Below are 22,736 nucleotides of genomic sequence, written 5' to 3'. Positions count from 1 at the left end.
CGCTCTGGTTTTGAGGAAAAATTTCCAATGTCGAAGCTTTCGATTCGCTGGAAGATGATCGCGGTCATTGCGTTCCTGCTGATCATGTCGGGCGCCATGGGCGCGATGGCGGTCCACTACATGCAGGCCATCAACGGCCACACGGTGGAGATCAGCACGAACTGGCTGCCCAGCGTGCGTGTGGTCGGTCAACTCCGCGCGGACGTATTGAGCTACCGCTCCGCCTTGCGCGATCATCTGATGGGCGAGACCGCCGAGGAGAAGGCGCAGGCCGAGAAGAAACTGGCTGCGGCCCTCGAACGTGTGGCCAAGGATCGCAAATCCTACGAACCCATGATCACCTCGCCCGAGGAGCGTGCGCTGTATGACGACTGGTCGCGCGCGTGGGGCGACTATTTCAATGGCGCGCAGGAGGCGATCAAGCTTTCGCGCGACAGTGTGGGCCGCACCGCCGTGGAGGCCCGCGCTGTCCTGATCAGGAATCAGGCAAACGGCGCGCGGGCCGACGAGGCTCTGCAGAAGGACATCGATCTGAACGACCGCGGCGCGGCGAACGAGACCAAGGCCGCCGCCGACGGCTACAGCACGGCAATTGAGGTGATCATCGGTATCATCGTGCTCGCTTTGCTCGGCGGCCTCACCGCGGGGTTCTACCTGATCCGCGATGTGTCGCAGGGCATCGCCTCGATCATCAAGCCGATGCAGTCGCTCGGTGCCGGCGATCTTGCCGCCGAGGTCCCGCATCGCGGCGAGGTCACGGAAATGGGCGCCATGGCCGATGCGCTGCAGGTCTTCAAGGAGGCACTGATCGCGAAAAAAGCGGCTGACGAGGCCGCGGCGCGCGATGCCGAAGCCAAGATCGAGCGCGGCCGCCGCGTCGACGCCATCACCCGCAATTTTGAAACCATGATCGGCGAGATCGTGGAGACCGTGTCCTCCGCCTCGACCGAGCTCGAGGCTTCCGCCGGCACGCTCACGGCCACGGCCGGCCGTGCGCAGGAGCTCACCACGACGGTGGCGGCCGCGTCCGAGGAAGCGTCCACCAATGTGCAGTCGGTGGCCTCAGCGACGGAGGAATTGTCTTCATCGGTGACCGAGATCAGCCGCCAGGTGCAGGAATCGGCGCGCATGGCGGGCGAGGCCGTCGACCAGGCGCGGCGCACCAATGAGCGCGTCGCCAGCTCTCCAAGGCCGCTTCCCGCATCGGCGACGTGGTCGAGCTCATCAGCACCATTGCCGGGCAGACCAACCTGCTTGCGCTCAATGCCACCATCGAGGCCGCGCGCGCCGGAGAAGCCGGCCGCGGCTTCGCGGTGGTCGCCTCCGAGGTGAAGGCGCTGGCCGAGCAGACCGCGAAGGCGACCGGCGAGATCAATCAGCAGATCGCCGGCGTGCAGGGCGCGACGCAGGAGTCGGTCGCTGCTATCCGGGAAATCGGCGAGACGATCGAACGCCTTTCCGAGATTTCTTCCGCCATTGCGGCCGCCGTGGAAGAGCAGGGCGCCGCCACCCAGGAAATCTCCCGCAATGTGCAGCAGGCCGCACACGGCACGCAGCAGGTCTCGTCCAACATCACCGACGTGCAACAGGGCGCGAACGAGACCGGCTCGGCGTCAGCACAGGTGCTCTCAGCCGCGCAGTTGTTGGCCGGCGACAGCAACCGGCTGAAGATGGAAGTGGACAAGTTTCTCGCCGCGATGCGGGCGGCGTAGAGACCGTTGCCGTTGCAAACACCTGGATGGTCGGGACAAGGCCGGCGATGGCGTCATCATTGACGTGTCTCGTTGGGTTTGCTCGTCATCGCGGTGTGGCCAATGGGCGACACTGCGCGCCTATTCGCGCGCATGGCACCTCCTCGCACCGGAACCATCGTTCCAAGTCGAAGTTTGCTCGCGGGGCCGGAGGGTCAAGGAGAAAGAACTTGGAAAAGAAGATTGCCGGACTGTTGGGCGCGGTGGCTGCGCTCGGAACGATTTCGTCGGCTCAGGCGGCGCCTGGGCCGTCTCATGTCGACGTGCTGCAGGCCAATTCCTATGCCGAGCTGTTAGAGCCCATTCCGAACGCCGCCGAGGTGCTGCAGGCGATGGACGAGCAGCAGGCTGCGGGCAGCGGTGAAGCGCGCGTGCAACTCGCGCAGTACTATCGCCACCATCACCATCACCATCACCACTGGCGCCGCGCGCCGATCCTGGTGGTCCCGCCGCACCGTCGCTTCTATCATCATCACCATCACCACCATCATCACTATCGCCGCTATTGATGCGGTGAGACGAGCGTGTCACGGCTTCGTCGTGATAGCGGTTGTTTGACTCGTCATGCCCAGGGCTTGTCCCGCCTGCGGGGCCGAAGCCCTTCGGCAAGGCGAAGGCCCGGGGGCATCCACGTCTTACTTTTTCCCGGGCAAAACGTGGATGGCCGGATTCCGCGATCAGCCCGCGCGCCAGCAACGCGCGGCATTGTCCCCCAGCGGGCGCCGACGGGCTGTATCTCACGGCCGTGAGGTGCACTCACTCTTCCCCCAGCGTCCTCTGCGCGACGGCGGAGGCCGTGATCGCGTGCGGAAAACCGACGTAGAAGGCGAGGTGCGTGATCAGCGCCGACAGCTCCTTGCGCGTGAGCCCATTCTGCGCCGCGCGGTGAAGATGTGCCGGTAATTCCTCGAAAGCAGCGGTCGCTATCAGCGCCGCCACGGTGGCGATCGAGCGATCGCGGGGCAAGAGGGCGGGGTCGGCCCACACCTGATCGAACAGCGGGGTTTCCACGAGCTGCGAAAGCTTCGGCGTAAACGCCCGCGCGGCCTCGCGCGGGCTTGAGAAATCCGGCTCGGCCATCCGGCCTCCTTAATCTATCCTGCTGGGCTACATCTTGCTCCGCGTCAGAGCGCGCCGCTTTATGCTTTCCGCAAATAGCGGCGTCTCGCGCCGGTTATGGTCGCCGCCGTCGCGCTGCCGCGCGGTGGCCGCGTCCTCGAAACGAATATTGTGCTGCTTGATGAACTCCAAAAATTCCTTGGTCGGATGCGCGACCACGCTGTTGGTATACTCGCAAATCTTGTCGTCGATCTCAGTCACGCTCAAATCCCAGATCACCTGCACGCGGGTGCGCCCGTTGGGCGTGAACGCGTCAGAGATCGACACCATACGGCAGTGGTGCTTCTCGGCGATCTCGCCGACATAGTGCTGGACCATCAGGGTCTGGCCGATCATCTCGACATTGATCGACATTGGCTTGCCGTTGTCGGTCCAGGTCGCGCCAGCAGAGATGTGATCCGGCGGGCAGCAGCGCTGATATTCGGCCTCGGGCAGGTTGAACAGCCAATCTGCAATGTCGACCTGCTCGATTGGAATGTCGATGACATGACTGAAAGCAGACGAGGACAGCGTGAGGTTGGAAACGACTTCGCTCATGGCGCGATCACCGTGTTTCGTTGAGGGCGGCTCTTGCGCGGCCATAATGCCGATGATCGCGCGTGCCTGTAGCGTGTTGCGGCGCAAAATGCTTTTGCGTATCGTGCAAAGATGCAGGACTATCGCTTCGCAGAGCATCTCGCCGCCTTCGTCGCCGCGGCGCGCGCGGGCAGCTTTTCCGCTGCGGCGCGGGCGCGGGGCTCTACGCCGTCCTCGGTGACGCGGCAGATCGATGCGTTGGAGGAGCATCTTGGAGCGGCGCTGTTCATCCGCTCCACCCGCATGGTGCGGCTGACGGAGGCGGGCCGGCTGCTGCTCGACCGCGCCTCGCCCATCCTCGACGCGCTGGTGGATTTGCGAGCCGAGATCGCGTCACTCGATGGTGCAGTTTCCGGCACCTTTCGCGTCGCCTGCCAGCCGACGCTCGGCAAGCGTTGCGTGATCCCGGCTTCCGAGCGGCTGATGCGCAGCCATCCCGGCCTGCGGGTCGAGGTCGATTTCACCGAACGTCTCGCCGATCCCGTCAGCGACCGCATGGATGCGGTAATTCGGGTCGGTGCGCTCACCGACTCCTCGCTGATCGCGACAAAACTCGGCGTGCAGCGCATGCTGATGTGCGCGAGCCCAGATTATCTGAAGCAGGCCGCGCTCCCCTTTTGCAAGGCGACGCTTGCGCAGCACCGCCTCCTCGACAAGCTCCATGGCGACGATCTCCTTGGCTGGCGCGAGGCGCTGGCTGCTGAGCGGAGTGAGATCGACCGGCACGTGGTCTTCCGCTGCGACGATTTCGAAGCCCTGCGCGACGCCGCCTGCCGCGGGCTGGGCATCGCGCGTCTGGCGTCATGGATCGTGTGGAGCGACGTCGAACGCGGCCGGCTCGTGCCGATTCCTGCGCGTCTCACCAAGAGCGGCGAGCAGGGGATTTTCGCGCTGCGCTCGCTACCCAAGCCGAGCGCGACCTATCGCGCGTTTGTGGTCGCGCTGAAGCAGGAACTCGCCTCGGAGAAATGGGACCAGGCACTTCGAGCGGCGGTAGGTCGGGAAACGAAGTGAAATCGGCAGCCGCTATCATTGTCCGCGAAAGCGGACGATGCGTATTCCAGAACCCCGTCAGTCGTCAAATCGAGACTGCGCGGCGTACCTCATGCCCAGCATTCGCGGGGCATGACGAGCTCCATGGAGCCGATGGATTACACATGCTGCCCGCCGTTGATGTGGATCTCCGCGCCGTTCACGTAAGAGCTCGTCTCCGTGCACAGCACGTAGATGATCTTGGCCACCTCGTCCGGCGTGCCCAGACGGTGCATCGGGATCTGCTCCTTCACGATCTTCTCGGTACCCGGCGAGAGAATAGAGGTGTCGATCTCGCCCGGAGCGATCGAATTGACGCGCACGCCGACGCGGCCGAAATCGGAAGCCATCTCGCGCGTCAGCGCGGCGAGCGCCGCCTTCGAGGTTGCGTAAGCCGCGCCGGCAAAGGGATGCACGCGCGAGCCTGCGATCGAGGTCACGTTCACGACGCTGCCCTTCACCTTCTTCAATTCCTCGATCAGGCCGCGCGCGAGCATGATCGGCGCGAAGAAATTCACCTGGAACACATGCGTCCAGGTGTCGAGCTCGGTATCCATGGTCCCCATCCGCGAGCCGCCGGGACCTTTGGGCGAGATCGCCGCATTGTTGACCAGCGCGTGCAACTGGCCGCCCTCGAGCCGCTTCCTGATCTCGGCCACTGCGCGCAGCGTGTCGTCGGGATTGCCAAGGTCGACCTGGATATGATCCTCCGGCCCCGCGTCCCACGGACATTCCTCCGGAAACGGATGCCGCGAGCAGGTGATCACGCGCCAGCCGGCGGATGAAAAGCGGATCACCGTCGCATGGCCGATGCCGCGACTGGCCCCGGTGAGCAGCAGCGTCCGCCGGGGCATGTTGGATGTAGTGGGCATGTTCGCTCTCTAGCTCTTGTTCTCGGTCATGCCCGATCCGGGCAGCCGCGTGTTCTTGCTCCGTCGTTCCGGGGCGATGCGACAGTATCGAACCCGGAACCTCGAGGTTCCGGGTTCGCCTCTTTCGAGGCGCCCCGGAATGACGCCCCTAAACGTGGACGCCCGGCCATGACGGCGTTTGCGTGTTACGGATACATCCTCACCTTGGTCCACGCGCCCTCGGGCGCGTCGCGGCGGAATTCGATGCGGTCATGCAGGCGGAACGGGCGGTCGTGCCAGAACTCTATTCGCAGCGGCGCAATGCGCCAGCCGCTCCAGCCCGGCGGGCGCGGCACCGCGCCGATCACATACTTTGCGGCGACTTTGGCGATCGCCTGTTCGAAGGCGAAGCGGCTCTCCAAAGGCTGCGATTGTTTCGATGCCCAGGCGCCGATCTGCGCCTGCTTCGGGCGGGTTGCGAAATAGGCATCGGCCTCCGCATCGGTCACGGGTGAGACAATCCCTCGGATGCGCACCTGCCGGCGCAGCGATTTCCAATGGAAGAGTAAAGCGGCCTTAGGATTTGCGGCCAGCTCGCGGCCTTTCTGGCTCGCAATGTGGCTGTAGAAGACAAAGCCGTCAGTGTCATAGCCCTTCATCAGCACCATGCGCACGTCGGGAAGCCCATCGGCGTCGACGGTGGCAAGCGCCATGGCGTTGGGATCGTTGGGCTCCGACCTCGTCGCTTCCGCAAACCATTCCTTGAACAGGGCGAACGGCTCGTGGGCCTCGGTGAAATCACCGGATGTTAAGGGTGTCGGGTGTTTGATGGAGGTGGTGTCGTTCATTTGACTGGAGCCGATGTTGCGTCCGCCTGCGGGCCAAACCCAGCCGCGATGCGGCCTCGCCCTATATAGGGCATGGGGCCGCGTTGGCCTATTGGCGATGTCGGCCAAGGGCGCTGCACTTACATTGATTCTTATCGGGTTAGGGACAGGCGGCTGCAGCATGTCCCGTTCCGGCGGGACCTTCGCGAAGTTCATCGACGACGACGTGACCGGCTCGATTCCGGCCAAGCACGCCAAGGCGAAAGAGCCGACCGAAAGTGACCTCGTTCTTGCCCGCAACGCCGCGTCCGACGTGCTGGCCAAGGGGAGCAAGGGCGCAAGCCAGCCCTGGGAAAATCCCCAGACCGGGGCACGCGGCTCGGTGACGCCGTTGGCTTCGGCCTATGCCGGCGATGACGGCAGGACCTGCCGCGATTTCCTGGCAAGCTACGTCAATGGCGACACCCAAAGCTGGCTGCAGGGGGCCGCCTGCAAGGCCGGCAACGGCCGATGGGAGATTCAGACGCTGAAACCCTGGGCGCAAGGGCGGGGTAGGGCCGGTAGAGATGATGTTTGATGCGCCGTCCGCGAACTCGGTTTACCTCTCCCGATGAGAGAGGTGACCCCGCCGGACGTTGCAAAAATGCAACGAAAACCCCAGATGAAACCCAACTGGGCTTTCAGCCCTTGGGGTATAATCTGATTTTTCCTGAAGGAGACGTGACGGATGCGCGACCCCTATGAGGTCTTGGGGGTGCCGCGGAATGCAAGCGCTGCGGCCATCAAGAGCGCCTATCGCAAGCTCGCGAAGAAACACCACCCCGATTCGAACAAGAACGATCCGAAGGCGGCGGCGCGTTTCGCCGAGATCAATTCCGCCAACGAGATCCTCGGCGACGAGGAAAAGCGAAAGGCATTTGACCGCGGCGAGATCGACGCCGAGGGCAAGCCCCGCTTTACCGGTTTTCCCGGTGGTGGCGCGCGCGGCCGCACCGGCCCCGGCGGCTTCGAAACCTATACTTTCCGCTCTGGCGGTGGCGGGCCCGGCGGCTTTGGCGGCGGTGCGTTCGAGGACATCCTCAACAGCATGTTCGCCGGCGGTGGTGCGCGAGCCGGCCGCGCCGGCGCTGGCGCCGGTCCGTTTGAATTCGAGATGGGCGGGGGCGGCGTCGGGGTTGATCTCGACCTCAACGTCTCGATGACGGTGTCGCTGGAAGAGGCCGTGCGGGGCGCCGAAAAGCGTGTCCGACTGCCGACCGGCAAGGAGCTCAACGTCAAGGTACCGGCAGGCGTCACCGCCGGACAGCAGATCCGCCTGAAGGGCCAGGGCGAAACCGCGCCCGGCCATCCGCCCGGCGATCTCCTGATCACCATCAACATCGCCCCGCACCCCTATTTCAAGGTTGAGGGCAGCGATCTGCGGCTCGATCTGCCGGTGACGCTCTATGAGGCGGTGCTGGGCGGCAAGGTCCGGGTGCCGACGCTGACCGGCGCGGTCGAACTGTCGATCCCGAAGAACACGTCTTCCGGCCGCACCTTCCGACTCAAGGGCAAGGGTTTGCCCAAGACCGGGGCGGCGAATGGCGATCTCTTTGTGACGACCCGGATCATGCTACCGGACGGGAACGATGCCGAACTCGAGACGTTGATGCAGAAATGGAAGGACGCCCGTCCTTATAATCCGCGTAGCGACCTTGCGTGACGCATCGGAAGAAGATTTGAAGAAAAAAATGGTGCGGCCTCGCGTGAGGGACCAGCGCGGTACCAAACCCCACTGCGAGGCCGCTTGCGTCGATCGGCGGATCGAACGCATGTTCATTTTCTGGTGAGTATCCGGTGCGATATTGAGACGCACCCATGACTTGATTCCAGATTTTCAATGTCGGAACTTTGGCGTGCGCGCGCCAAAGGCGAGGCACTGGAACCTCGCACCGGTAGGTTGTCTCGGTGCCTGGATCAGGATCCGCGAGGCTGCTTAGGGCGCAAAGATGGCCCGGCTTGTCGGGCGCTAGCCGCCGCTCTTTTCGACCTGGTCATAGAACGCCCGCGCCACCTGGGCGAGTCGCTCGCGGTCATTGCCGCCGCTCACGACATAGCCGACGCCGCGGTCGGCCCAGAACATGGCGCCGTCATCATCCATGGTCGTGTAGCGCATATGCGCGGTCTCGGTGGACGCCTTGGCGGCATAGACCGTGAAGCGTTCGCCGGCGGCGCTTTCATACATCAGGAACGACGCCGGCCCGCTCGGCCCCGGCAAAAGCCGCCCCCCGACGAGTTTCAGCCCGGCCGACGCCAATTCCGGTGCGCGCACCTCCCGGCCGCAGCGTTTGGTCAGCCAGGCCTGCAGGTGCGCCCGCTCGCTGCCGGGCACTTCGACGGGGTGGCGGACCTCCACGACGTAGAGCCGGTGCGCATCCAGCGCGTCCAGCATGAAGTCCTGGACGGGCGAGGGCTTGGACGTCGCTCCGCGGACCACCCAGCCAACGCCGCCGCCGGCAACGAAGGCGACCAGTGCGGCCGCAACCGAGCCATAGATCCAGCGGCGTGGCTGTCGCACCAGGCGCTCAAGCTCCAATTGCCTCGGCACCGGCTCGTTGACGACGGAGTCGTACCGCAGATGGAGCGCCTCGGCCATCGCGCGCCACGACTGCACCCGCTCGGCGTCCGCGGGATGCGCGGCGAGCCAGGCTTCGACATCGCTGCGACGTTCCGCTGGCAGCTCGCCATCGACATAGGCGTGGAGCTCGTCCTCGGTGACGGGAATCTTGCGCTCGGTCATTTTCGTGGTCTCGTACCAATCAAATTCGAAAAATCTCGCATTATTTCACTCGACGCAGCGATGGCCGTTCGCCCTCGATCGAGGCTTTCACATGCGCGCGCGCCCGCGCAAGGCGGGACATCACCGTGCCGATCGGCACGCCCTGGATGTCGGCGACCTCGCGATAGCTCATGCCCTCCAGCACCACGAGCAGCAGCACCGCGCGCTGCTCCTCGACCAGCGTCGACAGTGCGCGCTCGATGTCGCGCCCTTCAGCCTCGGTGCCGCTTGCGTCCGGGTTGTTGTCCAGGAGCGGCATGAATTGCGGCCGCCGCGCCAGCGAGCGCCTGCGGTTTTTGTTCAGGTTGGTCAGGATGGTGTAGAGCCAGCTCCTTAAGTCGCCCCCGAGAAACAGCCGTTCCGAACGCAATGCCCGCACCAAGGTGTCCTGGACGAGGTCATCGGCAATATCAGCATCGCGCGCAAGCGCGCGGGCATAGCGGCGCAGGGCCGGGATCATGGCTTCGACGCTCTGGCGGAACGCGCTCATGGTGGTTCGCTTGGCGGCTCGGTCTCAACTGTTGCGGCAGGCCACCGCAAGCGCGCGATCGCCCCATTCAGGCTAACCCCCAAATGCCTTGACTATTCCGGGAGTTAGGATCGCCCCGCGCCGGCGTCGGATTTAAGGCTGTACCGCGGCGGAGGGCTGGTGTACCTCCAAACCCCCTCAATTCGAAGCGAGAAAGCGGATGGCGCAAAGTTCAGGTCTGATGCAGGGCAAGCGCGGCGTCGTGCTCGGCGTCGCCAATAATCGCTCCATTGCCTGGGGTATCGCCAAGGCCTGCCATGCGGCCGGTGCGGAGATCGCACTGACCTGGCAAGGCGACGCACTGAAGAAGCGCGTCGAGCCTCTGGCGGGCGAAATCGACGCGCTGCTGCTTGGTCATTGCGACGTCACCGACCCCGCAACGATCGATGCCGTGTTCGAAGGATTGAAGGAGAAGTGGGGCAAGATCGACTTCGTCGTGCATGCGATCGCTTTCTCCGACAAGGACCAGCTCGATGGTCGTTACCTGGAGACCACCGCGGATAACTTCTCCAAGACCATGCTGATCAGTTGCTACTCGCTCACCGCGATAGCGCAGCGCGCGGAAAAGCTCATGACCGACGGCGGTTCGATTCTGACGCTGACCTATTACGGCGCCGAGAAGTGGATGCCGCATTACAACGTCATGGGTGTCGCGAAGGCGGCGCTGGAAGCAAGCGTGCGCTATCTCGCCGCCGACGTCGGCGAGAAGAACATCCGCGTCAACGCAATCTCCGCCGGACCGATCAAGACGCTGGCGGCCTCCGGCATCGGCGATTTCCGCTACATCCTCAAATGGAACGAATACAACGCGCCGATGCGCCGCACAGTGACGATAGAGGATGTCGGCAACAGTGCGCTCTATCTGCTGTCCGATTTGTCGCGCGGCGTCACCGGCGAGGTGCATCACGTCGATTCCGGCTATCACGTCGTCGGCATGAAGCGGCCGGACGCGCCGGATATTTCGCTGGCGAAGGAATAGCCAAGCGCCGCAATGCCGACGCCGACAATTTACTATCTCCGCCACGGCGAGACCGATTGGAACCGGACCGGCCGGCTGCAGGGCACGCTGGACATTCCATTGAATGAGCTTGGGCGCAGGCAGGCGGTGCAGGCCGGCCGCATCCTCTCCGATCTCATTCGGCGCAACGGGCATGACAAGGACCGGCTGGCTTTCATCGCGAGCCCGTTGGGCCGCGCGCGCACGACCATGGAGCTCGTGCGCGGCGAGCTGGACCTGCCGCCCGGCGACTACGGGCTGGACGACCGGCTGCGTGAGATCGGTTATGGCGCGTGGGAAGGTCGCACGCTCGCCGAGAGCGAGACCTTGGACCCGGAGCTGTTCGCGCGGCGGCAGTTCGACAAATGGACGGTCGGCGCGCCCGGCGGCGAGACCTATGCGTCGGTGCAGCTCCGCGTTCGCGACTGGTACGATTCGCTGCTGGTCGATACCGTCGCCGTCGCGCATGGCGGCACCGCGCGGGCGCTCATGGTGGCACTGGGCTTCGAGACGCCGGAGAGTGCCGCTGATCTATATATCGAGCAGGGCGTGGTCTACGTCTTCAGCGAGGACGGCCTGAAGAAGTACGGTTAAGGCTGCCGGCAGCTCGCTCCGTCGTCATAGTCGGGCTTGACCGGCTTGACCCGGCCATGACGTGCCGGGGCTTCATTCCGGGGCGATGCCACCCCGTCTGCGCGAACGCCCGGCCCGATGACAGGCTCCGGATCGAACCCGGAATCTCGAGATTCCGGGTTTGGTCCTTCGGCCCAACCCGGAATGACGTTGACAATCAACACAACTGCGCACCATTAACGGCATTATGTCCTTCAACACCTTCGGCCACATGTTCCGCGTCACCACCTTTGGCGAAAGCCATGGGGTCTCGATCGGCTGCGTGGTCGACGGCTGCCCGCCGTTGATCCCCCTCACCAATGAGGACATCCAGCGCGACCTCGATCGCCGCCGGCCCGGGCAGTCGCGCTTCACCACCCAGCGTCAGGAGCCCGATGCGGTCAAGATCCTGTCCGGCGTGATGCCGCATCCCGATACGGGCGTGCAGGTGACGACGGGCACGCCGATCGCGCTTCTGATCGAAAACACCGATCAGCGCTCCAAGGATTATTCCGACATCAAGGACAAGTTTCGTCCGGGTCATGCCGACTTCACCTATGAGGCGAAATACGGCCTGCGCGACTATCGGGGCGGCGGCCGCTCATCGGCGCGCGAGACCGCGATGCGCGTTGCCGCGGGGGCAATCGCGCGAAAGGTCTTGCCCGATGTGCAAGTGCGCGGTGCGCTGGTGCAGATGGGGCCGTACAAGATCGATCGCGACAAGTGGGATTGGGACGAAGTCGCGCGCAATCCGTTCTTCTGCCCGGACAAGGACAAGGCCGCCTTTTTCGAGGACTATCTCGACGGCGTCAGAAAGAAGGGGTCTTCGATCGGCGCGGTCATCGAAATCATCGCCGAAGGCGTGCCGCCCGGCCTGGGGGCGCCGATCTATGCCAAGCTCGACTCCGATCTTGCGGCGGCGCTGATGAGCATCAACGCGGTGAAGGGCGTCGAGATCGGCGCGGGCTTCGGGGCTGCGGAGTTGTCGGGCGAAGAGAACGCGGACGAGATGCGCACCGGCAATGAGGGCACGCGGTTTCTCTCCAATCATGCCGGCGGCATCTTGGGCGGCATCTCGACCGGCCAGCCGGTCGTCGCGCGCTTTGCCGTGAAGCCGACCTCGTCGATCCTCACCCCGCGGCAGACCGTCGACCGGAAGGGGCATGAAACCGAGATCCTGACCAAAGGGCGGCATGACCCCTGTGTCGGAATCCGCGCAGTCCCTGTCGGCGAGGCCATGATGGCCTGCGTGCTCGCCGATCATTTCCTGCGCCATCGCGGTCAGGTGGGCCGGTAACGGCGCACGCTGGCTCGATTGCAGTCGAACCCGCTATTGTCCTCAATCAGTGGCCCAAGCCTCAAGCGGGTGCGCCGCTTTGTCACGCGGTCGCCGTCATCGTGATGCCGAACTGTGCGTCAGTTCATACAGGGCGCGAGCCGAATTCTGCTAGGCCTTCTGTGAGTGTCAGGATACCTGCTATATTCCGACGCGGTCCGCCAGCGAACGGCGTAGCTGCTGGCAACAATTAGGGCTTTTTGCTATCGTGCATGTCGTATTGAGCACGTTCTTTAGAACATTTGCCGCGCGCCAATGCGCGAAACCAAAGAATTTTCTCTGCTGATTTGGTCTGAGCAACTGTCACTCGACTCGGCAAAAGCAAGTCGATTTTAAGCGGCGCAGAGTGTGACGCCATGCGCGAGAAGTTTCGCGACGTCAATTCTACCAGGAACGAAGACGTGCCGCCGCGCGGATTGATGCCGCGCCGTCTCGCCGCGATCGTTGCAGGCGACATCGTCGGCTACAGCCGCCTGATGGAGGTCGATGAAGAGGGCACGCATATCCGCATGAAGCGGATCCAGCGCGACCTGATCGAGCCCAGCATTGCCGAGCACCAGGGCCGGCTCGTCAAGACGACCGGCGACGGGTTCATTGCGATCTTTGACAGTCCCGTCGAAGCCGTGCGCTGCGGCATCGTCATTCAGCAGAACATGTCCGGACGCAATGCCTCGCTGCCGAAGGATCATTGGATCGAATATCGGATCGGCGTCAATTTGGGCGATGTGATCATCGAGGACGACGACATCTATGGCGACGGCGTCAATGTTGCGGTCCGTCTCGAAAGCATCGCCGATCCCGGCGAGGTCTATATCTCCGGCGGCATTTACGAGCAGATCAAGCACAAGTTGGTTTGCGGATATGAATCGCTTGGAGACCGCAAGGTCAAGAATATCACCGATCCGGTGCGGGTCTATCGCGTGCTTCCGGATCCGGGCGCTCTCAGCAGGGCGCGGACGCGGCGCGAGACCATCCTGATCATCCTGCTCAGTCTGATTTTGCTGGGAGGCGCTGGGGGTACGCTTTGGTATCTGCTCCGGCTACCCTATCAAACGGCGACAGATCGAATGTCGGCCCAGGCTCAGTCGCGGACTTCGGATACCGTACCGCGGCTGGCCCTCAATAAAGAAGCGCCGCCACCATCACAGGCATCGCCCGCCACGACCGATCAGCCGCCCGCGCCGCAAACTCAACCCTCCGCCTTGGTCGGCCTCGGTCCGGCTGCGCGCACGACCAAGGAGGCCGCCATACAGGCCCCGCCGGCACCATCGCCGCGAGAGCCCGAGATGAGCACGCTTCGAGGGGGCATCTTCCTGATGGGCAGCAATGACGACATCACCGAGAAGCCCGTTCACCAGGTGACGGTCAAGCCTTTCGCGATCAGCCGCTATCCGATTTCCGTTCGCGAGTGGAACCAATGTGCCGCGGCGAATGCGTGTTCGTTCGTGGCGACCGGGAAGGAGGATGCGCCCGTTACCAATGTGAGCTGGAGCGATGCCAAGCAATTCGTGACCTGGCTCGCGGGCGTCACGCACAAGGCATATCGGCTGCCAAGCGAAGCCGAATGGGAATATGCCGCCCGCGGCGGAACGCAGACCAGGTACTGGTGGGGCGACGAGTTTCAGGCCGGCATGGCCAACTGCAAGAATTGCGCGGATATTGGGGCCGCCGAGCAGCCGATCAAGGTCGGCAGTTTCAAGCCCAATCCATTCGGACTGTACGACATGGGCGGCGGCGTTGATCAGTGGGTCGAAGATTGCTGGCACAGGAGCTATCACGGCGCGCCGTCGGACGGTTCAGCCTGGGTCGAAGGCGACTGCACCTCGCACGTCATCCGGTCCGGCTCATGGAAGAATGATCAGCGCTACGTTCGGCCGGCGAACCGCGACAGCTACGATACCAACGTTCGATATCCCACACACGGATTTCGGGTCGCTCTCTCTCCTTGAACGTTTCAAAGGGGGATCATCATGAGGATCGTCCGCCTTATCGCGCTGTCGGCAGTTTTGGCGTCCATCTCATGCGCTGCTCATGCCCAAGGCAAGCCTGCCGCCAAGGACGCGCTTCTGTATTTCATCTGGCCACAGAACGGCGCGGTCATCAAAGGCGGGTTCTGGTGCCGCTTTGGTCTGCGGAACATGGGCGTCACGCACGCCGGCGATGATTATCAGAACAGCGGCCATCATCATTTGCTGATCGACGTGAATGAACCGCTCAACGTGAATGAACCGATCCCGCAGGACAAGAACCATCTTCATTATGGCGCGGGCCAGACCGAGGCGCGTCTTGAGTTGCCGCCGGGCAAACATACGCTGCAGCTCGTGCTGGGCGATGCCAAGCATTATCCGTTCAGTCCGCCGCTCGTTTCGGAGAAGATCACCATCACGGTCAAGGAGAGCCCGGCAACCCGCGGATCCGTTGCCGGTCTTGAGCCGGGCGCAGGCGCCCACCATCACTAGCAAGCGGCGAGAATTGATGCGCGATGCAGACCATCGCGCGTGCCAAACACCTATTCCTCGGGCTCGGTGGTGAACAGCAGCGGATAACCCTTGGCGCGGCCCGCATCGGTGGCGCGTGTCGCCTTGGTTTCGGCGACATCCTTGGTGAAGACGGCCACCACGCAGACGCCGCGGCGATGCGCCGTGATCATCACCTTGTACGCCTCGTCCTCGGTCATGCGGAATTCGGCCTTGAGGACCGTAACGACGAATTCGCGTGGCGTGTAGTCGTCGTTGACGAGAATGACCTTGTGCATGCGCGGCCGTTCGACCTTGGTCCGCACCCTGGTCCGGGGTTTGGTGACGGCGTCGTTCATTGCGGCGGCACCTCCTGGCTATCCTCGCGCCGGAGAATACCGTTTCCGAGCCGCTCGCGGAACCGACTGTTTTGCGATGCCTTGCCTGCATGAGCAGCACGCAAAGGCGCTCTGCTGCCAGGCCCGCGTCACGAGCGCGGGCCGCACCACGCCGCTAACTCGAATGTGAAGGCGGGTTGCTGTTCCGGCTTTGCGTGGCCGCATTTGCATGTCACCATCACGTCACATCATTGGAGGGCGGCTCATGCGCTGGTTTGCTTCGATGGGGGCTGTGCTGATCGCCGGCGCACTGGCCGGCGGAGATGCCGCAAGCGCTGCGACACCGGGCCCAACATCCGAAGCCCCGCGACAGCTCGCCGACAAGGAGGCCACTCCGTCGGTCGACATCGAGCTGATCCTTGCAGTGGACGTCTCCTATTCCATGGACATGGACGAACTCGCGGTGCAGCGCGAGGGCTATGCGCAGGCGATCGTGTCGAAAGAGTTCTTGCAGGCGCTCAAGACCGGTCCGAACGGCAAGATCTCCATCACCTATTTCGAATGGGCCGCTTCCAACGACCAGAAGATCATCATTCCTTGGCGGGTCATCGACGGTCCGGAGAGCGCGGATGCGGTCGCCAACGATATCCTGAAGACGCCGATCCGCCGCGCCTCGCGCACCTCCATCTCCGGCGCCATCTACTTTGCCATGCCGCTGTTCGACGAGGATCCCTATCGAGGGCTGCGGCGTGTGATCGATATTTCCGGGGACGGCCCGAACAATAACGGCGCTCCCATCACCCCCGCGCGCGATGAAGCGCTATCCAGGGGCATCGTCATCAACGGGCTGCCGATCATGGTCAAGGAGCCGTCCTATTCGACCATGGATATCGATAATCTCGATTGGTATTATGAGGACTGCGTGATCGGCGGTCCGGGCTCCTTCGTGGTGCCGATCAAGGACCGCGAGAAATTCAAGGAAGCGATCCGCACCAAGCTGATCCAGGAAGTGGCCAGCCGAACGCCCGCCCATCCCGTGGTGCGGGTCGCCGAGAAGGAGCCGCGGGTGTCCTGCATGATCGGGGAGAAGATCTGGCAGGATCGTTGGGGAAGATAGCTCGGCGGTCGAGGCAATTTGTCGCGACCTTCCTCCCCAGCCCTTTAACCGTTCATTAACCAAGCGAACGGCCTATTCTACCTCAGGTTCTGTGAGCGCCAGAGAACACGCTGCGGCATTCGAATGCACGATTCCGCAGCACGTGTTCTGCAGGACGAGGAATGGAGTCGGCGATGACAACGATCCAGAGCACCAACCAGATATCACCCGCGAACGAGAGGGTTTATCATCAAAGCTACCTGCTGGGCGACTGGAAGGGTTCGTGGACCAAGAACAACCAGGCCGTCGAGTTCAAGGTTCTCAACATCAGGGGCACCAGGGCGCAGGTCGAATATACGCACAACGGGCGCACGGAGCGGGGGTTCGGCGTCGTCAACGGCAGTACGATCACTTATGGCAACGTCATGGTCGCGACGCGCGACGGAACGGTGGCGGGACTGCAATTCTCCGCGGGCGGCGCGACGATGAGCGCACTCCTCAACAAGCAGGCCGCGCCGGCAGACGACAACAAGCTGATCGGAACCTGGAGCGGCGCGTCACCTGACAACGGACAGGCCGTCACCTTTCAGGTCTTGTCCGTCGACGGAAGCGATGCGCAGGTGAGATATACAACCAACGGCTTTACCTACCAAGGCACCGGTACCGTGTACAAGAACGTCGTGATGTTCGGCAAAGCGCAGGTTTCAACCGACGATGGACGGAATGGAAAGGTCATGTTGCAGGTGGGGCGCCAGACCTTCGCCGTACCGGTGACAAAGCCGCAAGACGATTCATCTCTGGTGAACAAGCTGGCCTGATCAACACATCAGCGACGAACGCCTACGTCGATAAGCTCTTCAAGTCCTGTTCCAACCTGCGTAAAATCGTCAGCGCCGCCTCGAATTTCTGCTCACCAATGAACCGCCAGATCTCGGCGACACGCGGCATCAATGCCGGGATCGACAGCGGAAATCCTGCCGCCTCCGGCAGGGCGCCCTTTTCGTTGATGAGGTAGCGCCGATTGAGCGCGAACAGCATCTGGGCGGCGCAGGCCAGGGCGCGGTAGACGCAGCCCGCGACGTGCGTTTGTTCGCCGCGAGAGACGGCCAGGGCAGCGTTTTCGATGCTGAACAGGATTTCCCACTGAAAGCGACGGACCAACGCCTCAGCGAGCGACTGCGGATAGGGCAGGGCACTCGCCTTTAGTTTGGCTATCGTTCCGTGCGGATCATGCAACGGCCGGCACAGTGCGATTTCGCCCATCCAGATGGCGGAGCAGAAGCCATGTGGGTGCCCGGGCTGATAATGCATGCTGATGTTGCCTGCCCGGCAATCCTTGATCACCTGTGCAACTGCTTCGACGTTGCGATACAGCAGGTCGACCTTGCGCCCTTGGATCGAGAGCCACGCGCCGCCGACGATCCATGGCCCCCAGCCGCCGATCGGCGTCACTTCGATCGCATCAGCTTCGTCGACAAGCCTCTTCACGACGTCCGATAACCGCTCCGTGTTCAACTCGTGAGCCACCGAATAGTACAGGCCAACGTCGTAATCGGAGGCTTCACTGGCCGTTCCACGCGCGCGCGAGCCACCGAGTGCGATTGCTTCCACGCCGGGAACTTCGGCAACCGTCGATACCAGGTTGTCCAAGAACCGATCGAGCTGCATCTCGGGGGCGTCTCCAGTAGTCACGACAAATCTACGCGGGCAGCGTTAGTCTAGTAGCGTAAGACTCGTGGGTCAGCGCGTAAACCGCGCCACCAGTTCGACATGCGGAGTGTAGCGGAATTGATCGACGGGCGTGACGCATTCCAGTCGATAGCCGCCATCGATCAAAATACGCGCGTCGCGCGCGAAGGTCGCGGCGTTGCAGGACACTGCGACGATAACCGGCACCCGGCTTGCCGCGAGCTTTTGCGCCTGCGCCTGCGCGCCCTGGCGCGGCGGGTCGAATACCACGGCGTCGTAATCGCGCAATTCCTGCGGCACCAGCGGACGGCGAAACAGGTCGCGCGCTTCCGCCTTGATCGGCTTCAAGCCCGGCGCATGCGCGGCCTTTGCCAGCGCGTCGACGGCCGGCGCATCGGCATCGAAAGCAGCCATGCGCGCGCGCTCGGCCAGCCGCAAGGCAAACGGACCCACGCCGCAAAACAGGTCCGCGATATGCTTGGCGCGGCCGCAGTGATCCTTCACCAACGCGGCCAGAGTTTCTTCGCCCGCCGCCGTCGCCTGCAGGAAGGAGCCCGGCGGCAACGTGACCTTGGCTTTGCCGATCGCAACGGTCGGCTGGGCGCGCAGCAGCACCAATTCGCCGTGCCGCGTCAGCCGCGCCAGCCGATGATGCTCGGCGACGCGCGACAGCGCCGCGATCAATTTCGGCTGCAGCGGGCCGGAGCCGCGGATATCGACATCGAGCCCGTTGTCGGTTGCGGTCGCCTGGATGTCGAGCGGTTTGCCCGTTGCAATCAGCGGCTCGGAGAGCGCCCACGCGGCATCGAGCGCACGCTCGAGCGCGGGGTCGAGGATCGGGCAGTGGTCGATCGGGATGATGTCGTGCGTGCTCGCGGCGGCGTAGCCGACCTTGACCACCTCATGCGTGTCCATCCGCGCATGCAGCGTGATGCGCCGGCGGCCGTTGCCATGGGCGTCGATCAGCGGCGCGACCTCGCAATCCAGTTTTGCGTGGCGGAGCGTCTCGACCACGAGCGCATGCTTCCAGGCGCGATAGCGCTCCATTTGCCAGTGCTGGATGGCGCAGCCGCCGCAGACGCCGAAATGCTTGCAGAACGGCGCGATACGCTCCGGGCTTGGGGACTCGACGGCAAGCAGGCGGCGGCGGTCGGGGTGGCCGTGAACTTCCGCGACCTCGACGGTCTCGCCGGCAAGCGCATAGGGCACGTAGACCGCGTGTCCCTCGACGAGCGCGACACCGTCGCCGCGATGGCCGACATGATCGATGAGCAGGATTTCAGCCACGCCGCGCGCCGATAAAGAATTCGGCGTTGCCATCGCCGCCGGCAATGGCGGAGGGAAACACCTTGATGTCCGCGCAGCCGAGCGAGGCGGCAAAGGCCGCGATGTCGTCGCACACCTGTTTGTGCACGGCCGCATCGCGGATGATCCCGCCCTTGCCATGCTTGCCCTGCGCCTCGAACTGCGGCTTGATCAGCGCGAGGAGCTGCATCGGGGCGGCAGCCAGGGACAGCGCGATCGGCAGCACGAGCTTCAGCGAAATGAAGCTCACATCGATGGTCACGACATCCGGGCGCGCCGGCAGGCGCTTGCCTTCGAACCCGCGGATGTCGGTCTGCTCCATCGAGATGATCTTGGGGTGATCGCGCAAGGAGGAGTGCAACTGGTCACGCCCGACATCGACCGCGAAGACGAGGCTCGCACCATTGGCGAGCAGCACTTCGGTGAAGCCGCCGGTGGAGGCGCCGACGTCGAGGCAGACATGGCCTTCGACGTCGATCGGATACTGCTCCAGCGCGCTCGCCAGCTTGACCCCGCCGCGCGAGACGTAGGGGTGCGCAGGCTGCGCCTGCAGCACCGCATCGAGCGGAACGGTTTCGGAGGGTTTGGCTACCGGCTTGTCGTTGGCGGTGACCAGGCCCGCTTCGATCGCGGCGCGCGCCCGTGCCCGGCTTTCGAACAGGCCACGCTCGACCAGCAGCGTATCTGCGCGTTTGCGGGACGTGGGCATCTTCTCTTCAATCCGTATGATCCGGCCGCTGGCCCTCAAAGCCGCTCGGCCGCGAGCCGCACGCAGGTCTCAAAGGCGGCAAGGTCATGCCAGACATCGTCGGGCCTTTGCCGCGGCGTCACCAGCGCGCAACCATAGCGCTCGAGCGCGTGGATCATCATCAGATTGTCGCTGAGACCGAAATCTTCAACCGTCAGCCCTTGCGGATCGACCAGGCGGCCGTCGGCGGCCTTCACGTCGGTCGATCGGCACACCCGCTCGGCATAGGTCGAGGGATCATTGGAATAGCCGAGGCAAAGCTTGCGGCGACCCGCCATGTAGCCGAGTTCGTAGACGGTACCGGGGTCGGCACCGTGGCCGCGAAACGGGGTGAGATTGGCGATGATGGCGTCTGCCGCATCCATCATGGCTTCATTGCCGGCGAAAATGGCGCGGGAGGCGGCACCGGCAGCAAGGTCGACGCTATTGTCGAGCGGATAAAGGCCGCGCACGCCATGGCGGCTGCAGATGTCCGCCTTGCGCCGGCCGATCACAAGTGCATCCGGCAGGAACACGTCGGGACCTGCCAGATAGATCTTCATCGTACGCAGCCTTGCTTAGGCGAGCTTCACCACCTCGGTGGCAAAATCTTTGCCCAGCGCCTCGAACACCTTCTTGACGATGGACTTGGAATCGAGGCCCGCGCGCGCATACATCGCTGTCGGTGTGTCGTGGTCCAGGAACACGTCTGGCAGCACCATCGAGCGCACCCGCACCGCGCCCGAATCCAGCATGCCGTGGTCGGCGAGCGTCTGCATGACATGGGAGCCGAAACCGCCAATCGAGCCTTCCTCGACGGTGATCAGGATCTCGTGGTCGCGCGCCAGCTTCAGCACTAGGTCGACGTCGAGCGGCTTCATGAAGCGCGCATCCGCGACCGTGGTCGAGAGACCGTGCGCGGCAAGTTCGTCGGCCGCCTTTTCGCATTCGGCGAGCCGGGTACCGAACGACAAGAGCGCAATCTTGGAGCCCTGGCGGATGATGCGCCCCTTACCGATCTCGAGGGGAACGCCGACTTCCGGCATTTCCACGCCACGGCCTTCGCCGCGCGGATAGCGCACCGAGCTCGGACGGTCGTTGATCGCGACCTGGGTCGCCACCATGTGCACGAGCTCGGCCTCATCGGCGGCCGCCATGATGACGAAATTTGGCAGGCAGCCGAGATAGGCGTTGTCGAACGAGCCGGCATGGGTCGCGCCATCGGCGCCGACGAGACCAGCGCGGTCGATGGCAAAGCGAACGGGCAGGCTCTGGATCGCCACGTCGTGGACGACCTGGTCATAGCCGCGCTGCAGGAAGGTGGAATAGATCGCGCAGAACGGTTTGTAGCCTTCAGACGCGAGACCCGCCGCAAAGGTCACCGCATGCTGTTCGGCGATCCCGACGTCGAAGGTGCGGTTCGGAAACGCCTTGGCGAAAATGTCGATGCCGGTGCCCGATGGCATGGCGGCGGTGATTCCGACGATCTTGTCGTCCTTCTGGGCTTCCTTAACCAGGCTCTGGCCGAACACGTTCTGATAGGCGGGCGCGTTCGGTTTGGCCTTCGCCTGCGCGCCGGTCGCGACATCGAACTTGACCACCGCATGGTACTTGTCGGCGGAGGCTTCCGCCGGCGGATAACCCTTGCCCTTTTGCGTCACGACATGGACCAGGATCGGCCCGGTCTCCATGTCGCGGACGTTCTTCAGGACGGGCAGCAGATGGTCGAGATTGTGGCCGTCGATCGGGCCGACGTAGTAGAAGCCGAGTTCCTCGAACAGCGTGCCGCCGTCCATCATGAAGCCGCGGGAGTATTCTTCGACGCGGTTGGCGCGGTTCGCCAGCACTTTCGGCAGGCGCTTGTTGATCTGTTTCGCGGCCTCGCGCAACGTGCGGTAGGTTTTGCCGGAATAGAGGCGGGACAGATAGGCCGACATCGCACCGACCGGCGGGGCGATCGACATGTCGTTGTCGTTGAGGATGACGATCAGGCGCGAGTTCATCGCGCCCGCATTGTTCATCGCCTCATAGGCCATGCCCGCGGACATCGCGCCGTCGCCGATCACGGCAATGACGTTGTTCTTGCCGCCGGAGAGGTCGCGCGCCACCGCCATGCCGAGCCCTGCCGAGATCGAGGTCGAGGAGTGGGCGGCGCCGAACGGATCGTAGTCGCTTTCGGAACGCTTGGTGAAGCCGGAAAGGCCGCCGCCGGTGCGCAGCGTGCGGATGCGGTCGCGGCGGCCGGTGAGGATCTTGTGCGGATAGGCCTGATGGCCGACGTCCCAGATCAGGCGATCGCGCGGCGTATCGAAGACATAGTGGATCGCGGTGGTCAGCTCGACCACGCCGAGGCCCGCGCCGAAATGCCCGCCGGTTACCGAGACGGCGTCGATGGTTTCCTGGCGCAGTTCGTCGGCGACCTGCCGGAGCTGTTCCACCTTGAGCCGGCGCAGGTCTTCTGGTGTCCGAATCGTGTCGAGAAGCGGCGTTTTACTAAATACGGTCACGGCGTTATTCCAATTTTGCATGCCGGAACTTTCGTTCCGACAGGAGATGGGTTGCACGGTATCAGCGCAGCAAAGACGTGGACTACCCGATCTTCGTCCCCTCGGCGGTAGTCCGGATTCAAGCCTGGCTGTGCTCCGGAACGGTCAGTGTGATATCGGTCACGTTGGGT

Annotated in this window: 23 protein-coding genes and 1 pseudogene; 12 read left to right on the top strand and 12 right to left on the bottom strand. The window is 63.7% G+C overall.

Features of this window, described 5'->3' with window-relative positions; translation table 11 throughout:
* Window positions 1-27 precede the first annotated feature (27 nt).
* Window positions 28-1,712: pseudogene (locus tag F758_RS52030) on the top strand (HAMP domain-containing methyl-accepting chemotaxis protein).
* Window positions 1,713-1,921: 209 nt separating this feature from the next.
* Window positions 1,922-2,260 carry a hypothetical protein gene (locus tag F758_RS0124625; RefSeq protein WP_024510372.1) on the top strand — a complete coding sequence of 113 codons (339 nt, stop codon included), beginning with the start codon at window positions 1,922-1,924 and terminating at the stop codon, window positions 2,258-2,260.
* A 247-nt stretch (window positions 2,261-2,507) separates the two neighbouring features.
* Here the strand turns inward: F758_RS0124625 and F758_RS0124620 are convergent, their stop codons facing one another.
* Both F758_RS0124620 and F758_RS0124615 read right to left on the bottom strand, forming a co-directional pair.
* A complete protein-coding gene (locus tag F758_RS0124620) occupies window positions 2,508-2,831 on the bottom strand; it encodes a carboxymuconolactone decarboxylase family protein (protein WP_024510371.1) in 324 nt (107 codons plus the stop codon).
* Between the two features lie 27 nt (window positions 2,832-2,858).
* Window positions 2,859-3,407, bottom strand: coding sequence for a hypothetical protein (locus F758_RS0124615; protein ID WP_024510370.1), 549 nt, complete (start codon window positions 3,405-3,407; stop codon window positions 2,859-2,861).
* Window positions 3,408-3,518: 111 nt separating this feature from the next.
* Between F758_RS0124615 and F758_RS0124610 the strand changes: the two genes are divergently transcribed.
* Window positions 3,519-4,460: a LysR family transcriptional regulator gene (locus F758_RS0124610; protein ID WP_024510369.1), complete on the top strand. Its 942-nt coding sequence runs from the start codon at window positions 3,519-3,521 to the stop codon at window positions 4,458-4,460.
* A 137-nt stretch (window positions 4,461-4,597) separates the two neighbouring features.
* Here the strand turns inward: F758_RS0124610 and F758_RS0124605 are convergent, their stop codons facing one another.
* Complete coding sequence (locus tag F758_RS0124605; RefSeq protein ID WP_024510368.1) at window positions 4,598-5,350, bottom strand: SDR family NAD(P)-dependent oxidoreductase; 753 nt, start codon at window positions 5,348-5,350, stop codon at window positions 4,598-4,600.
* Between the two features lie 185 nt (window positions 5,351-5,535).
* Entirely contained in the window at window positions 5,536-6,177 is a 642-nt protein-coding gene (gene pdxH / locus F758_RS0124600; protein WP_024510367.1) for a pyridoxamine 5'-phosphate oxidase, read from the bottom strand.
* Window positions 6,178-6,337: 160 nt separating this feature from the next.
* Between pdxH and F758_RS0124595 the strand changes: the two genes are divergently transcribed.
* A complete protein-coding gene (locus tag F758_RS0124595) occupies window positions 6,338-6,733 on the top strand; it encodes an RT0821/Lpp0805 family surface protein (protein ID WP_502689177.1) in 396 nt (131 codons plus the stop codon).
* A gap of 150 nt (window positions 6,734-6,883) precedes the next feature.
* Complete coding sequence (locus F758_RS0124590; protein WP_024510365.1) at window positions 6,884-7,858, top strand: DnaJ C-terminal domain-containing protein; 975 nt, start codon at window positions 6,884-6,886, stop codon at window positions 7,856-7,858.
* Window positions 7,859-8,164: 306 nt separating this feature from the next.
* Here F758_RS0124590 and F758_RS0124585 read toward each other — a convergent pair whose 3' ends face one another.
* Window positions 8,165-8,935 (bottom strand): anti-sigma factor family protein, encoded by a 771-nt coding sequence (locus tag F758_RS0124585; RefSeq protein ID WP_024510364.1) that lies wholly within the window; start codon window positions 8,933-8,935, stop codon window positions 8,165-8,167.
* Between the two features lie 40 nt (window positions 8,936-8,975).
* Window positions 8,976-9,464, bottom strand: coding sequence for a sigma-70 family RNA polymerase sigma factor (locus F758_RS0124580; protein WP_024510363.1), 489 nt, complete (start codon window positions 9,462-9,464; stop codon window positions 8,976-8,978).
* 199 nt (window positions 9,465-9,663) lie between these two features.
* Here F758_RS0124580 and fabI point away from each other — a divergent pair, with 199 nt between their 5' ends.
* The 5 genes from fabI (at window position 9,664) to F758_RS0124555 (ending at window position 14,907) form a co-directional block, all read left to right on the top strand.
* On the top strand, window positions 9,664-10,482 hold the full coding sequence (fabI, locus tag F758_RS0124575) for an enoyl-ACP reductase FabI (RefSeq protein WP_024510362.1): 819 nt from the start codon (window positions 9,664-9,666) through the stop codon (window positions 10,480-10,482).
* A 12-nt stretch (window positions 10,483-10,494) separates the two neighbouring features.
* The gene (locus F758_RS0124570; protein ID WP_024510361.1) at window positions 10,495-11,094 is read left to right on the top strand and encodes a histidine phosphatase family protein; all 600 of its coding nucleotides are present in this window, start codon (window positions 10,495-10,497) and stop codon (window positions 11,092-11,094) included.
* A 226-nt stretch (window positions 11,095-11,320) separates the two neighbouring features.
* The gene (gene aroC / locus F758_RS0124565) at window positions 11,321-12,409 is read left to right on the top strand and encodes a chorismate synthase (protein WP_024510360.1); all 1,089 of its coding nucleotides are present in this window, start codon (window positions 11,321-11,323) and stop codon (window positions 12,407-12,409) included.
* A gap of 395 nt (window positions 12,410-12,804) precedes the next feature.
* A complete protein-coding gene (locus tag F758_RS0124560; RefSeq protein ID WP_035722943.1) occupies window positions 12,805-14,397 on the top strand; it encodes an SUMF1/EgtB/PvdO family nonheme iron enzyme in 1,593 nt (530 codons plus the stop codon).
* A gap of 21 nt (window positions 14,398-14,418) precedes the next feature.
* Window positions 14,419-14,907 carry a DUF4399 domain-containing protein gene (locus tag F758_RS0124555; protein WP_024510358.1) on the top strand — a complete coding sequence of 163 codons (489 nt, stop codon included), beginning with the start codon at window positions 14,419-14,421 and terminating at the stop codon, window positions 14,905-14,907.
* 50 nt (window positions 14,908-14,957) lie between these two features.
* Here the strand turns inward: F758_RS0124555 and clpS are convergent, their stop codons facing one another.
* The gene (gene clpS, locus F758_RS0124550; protein WP_024510357.1) at window positions 14,958-15,263 is read right to left on the bottom strand and encodes an ATP-dependent Clp protease adapter ClpS; all 306 of its coding nucleotides are present in this window, start codon (window positions 15,261-15,263) and stop codon (window positions 14,958-14,960) included.
* A 244-nt stretch (window positions 15,264-15,507) separates the two neighbouring features.
* On the opposite strand from clpS, the gene F758_RS0124545 reads away from it, so the two are divergent.
* Both F758_RS0124545 and F758_RS0124540 read left to right on the top strand, forming a co-directional pair.
* A complete protein-coding gene (locus F758_RS0124545) occupies window positions 15,508-16,359 on the top strand; it encodes a DUF1194 domain-containing protein (RefSeq protein WP_024510356.1) in 852 nt (283 codons plus the stop codon).
* A 161-nt stretch (window positions 16,360-16,520) separates the two neighbouring features.
* Window positions 16,521-17,156 (top strand): hypothetical protein, encoded by a 636-nt coding sequence (locus F758_RS0124540; RefSeq protein ID WP_035722941.1) that lies wholly within the window; start codon window positions 16,521-16,523, stop codon window positions 17,154-17,156.
* Between the two features lie 22 nt (window positions 17,157-17,178).
* Here the strand turns inward: F758_RS0124540 and F758_RS0124535 are convergent, their stop codons facing one another.
* From F758_RS0124535 to dxs, 5 genes are all read right to left on the bottom strand, one after another.
* Window positions 17,179-18,006 (bottom strand): nucleotidyltransferase domain-containing protein, encoded by an 828-nt coding sequence (locus F758_RS0124535; RefSeq protein WP_024510354.1) that lies wholly within the window; start codon window positions 18,004-18,006, stop codon window positions 17,179-17,181.
* 72 nt (window positions 18,007-18,078) lie between these two features.
* Entirely contained in the window at window positions 18,079-19,314 is a 1,236-nt protein-coding gene (locus F758_RS0124530; RefSeq protein WP_024510353.1) for a class I SAM-dependent RNA methyltransferase, read from the bottom strand.
* On the bottom strand, window positions 19,307-20,041 hold the full coding sequence (locus F758_RS0124525; protein WP_024510352.1) for a TlyA family RNA methyltransferase: 735 nt from the start codon (window positions 20,039-20,041) through the stop codon (window positions 19,307-19,309). The genes F758_RS0124530 and F758_RS0124525 overlap by 8 nt, the downstream gene beginning before the upstream one ends.
* Before the next feature lie 35 nt (window positions 20,042-20,076).
* A complete protein-coding gene (locus F758_RS0124520; RefSeq protein ID WP_024510351.1) occupies window positions 20,077-20,622 on the bottom strand; it encodes a nucleoside 2-deoxyribosyltransferase in 546 nt (181 codons plus the stop codon).
* Between the two features lie 15 nt (window positions 20,623-20,637).
* Window positions 20,638-22,587 carry a 1-deoxy-D-xylulose-5-phosphate synthase gene (dxs, locus tag F758_RS0124515; protein ID WP_035722939.1) on the bottom strand — a complete coding sequence of 650 codons (1,950 nt, stop codon included), beginning with the start codon at window positions 22,585-22,587 and terminating at the stop codon, window positions 20,638-20,640.
* Window positions 22,588-22,736 lie beyond the last annotated feature (149 nt).

Source organism: Bradyrhizobium sp. ARR65, from assembly GCF_000472385.1.
Lineage (GTDB): Bacteria > Pseudomonadota > Alphaproteobacteria > Rhizobiales > Xanthobacteraceae > Bradyrhizobium.
The sequence above is the reverse complement of the archived record's forward strand: the minus strand, read 5'-3'. Positions and strand labels throughout refer to the sequence as shown.